Source organism: Methylothermus subterraneus, assembly GCF_054656915.1.
The window spans coordinates 1-1,221 of record NZ_BAAHXK010000033.1; the positions used below are offsets into that span (position 1 = coordinate 1).

Below are 1,221 nucleotides of genomic sequence, written 5' to 3' on the forward strand. Positions count from 1 at the left end.
AATCTTGTGACGACACTATCTAGGAAGCACCGAGGTCAATCAGCATAATCCTTTAGTAGATGTCAAGCCCCGTGACATTATCTACCCTTGAAACGAACAGCTCTGGTCGCTCGGTTTACCACCTTCGGAGTTTCTCAATGGGTGTCCTGTGGCCCAAAGCGCGTTGAGGAATGCGGTGATGGTACGCCCAGAGAGAGCGTGTGAGCGTTTCTTGCAGGTCGGCTGCCGAGACAAAGCGTTCCGAGCGCAGAATCTCGGCAATGCGGCCGTTGAATCGCTCCACCCTCCCATGGGTTTGCGGGTAGCGAGGTTGGATGAGCCGATGGGCAATGCGCTTTTCCGCACAGAGTGGATTGAACGGATGGCGTCCCGTGGGGGGCGTTCGCCTGCGGCGCAGAAGCGGTCGGTGAACTCCTTGCCGTTGTCTGTGAGAACCGTACGCACCACAAATGGAGCGTTGGCAAGGACGTTCGCGAGAAAGCGTGTCGCGGCTTCCGCGCTCTTATCTTTGTGGATTTCCAGAGTAACCCCGCGCGTTGCCCGATCGATCGCCACAAAGAGGTAACGGCGCTGCGCCTCATCGGGCATTTGCGGGAGCTACTTGACGTCGATGGGGATGAACCCAGGTTCGTACTCTTTGAACTGCCGCGGGGTGGTTTTCGAACCCCCTTCGATGGTTTCGCGTTCCTTTTGCAGTATCCTGAGGTTCAAGACCCCGTGGCGACGCAGGTAGCGTCGCGAGCGGCTGAGGTTGGGGTTGAGAAAGGTTCGGGCAAGGACCAAATTTCGCCATTTCGCTATGGTGTGCCGATGGATCCCGTAGCGCCTAGCAAGCTCGCGGTGACTGACCAAAACCGGTGCTTGTTGAATCTCACGGCGAATCCAAAGTGTTGTTCGGGCGTTGGCGTGAATTCGGGGCATGGTTACGCTTCTCCCTTGGATGCTTTCCGGTCTGGCAACAGGCGTTTGAAGAGCCAGTGTGCTTCAAAAAGTTTAGCACCGCTTCGGGGAATATGATGGTGTGGGACCGGACACTTAATCCCTTTTTCATTAGGTCGATTTCTAGGCAGTTGGAGAAAAAGGGCTGCTGAGAACAACCTGTACTTTCCCATTAAAGGCTCTTTTTGGTAAAGTTAAGCTTCTTCGATCTTGCCGTTCCAAGGGTTATGAGCCAGGTAATTGTTCTGCCCCAACCATCGAAAATGGGAAAGTTGCCGCCCA

The 1,221-nt window shown here is 54.9% G+C and carries 1 pseudogene; it reads right to left on the bottom strand.

The annotated features are described in order from the left end of the window. Positions 1-115: 115 nt before the first annotated feature. A pseudogene (locus tag ACYQ3M_RS11580) lies at positions 116-921 on the bottom strand (DDE-type integrase/transposase/recombinase). Positions 922-1,221: the final 300 nt, after the last annotated feature.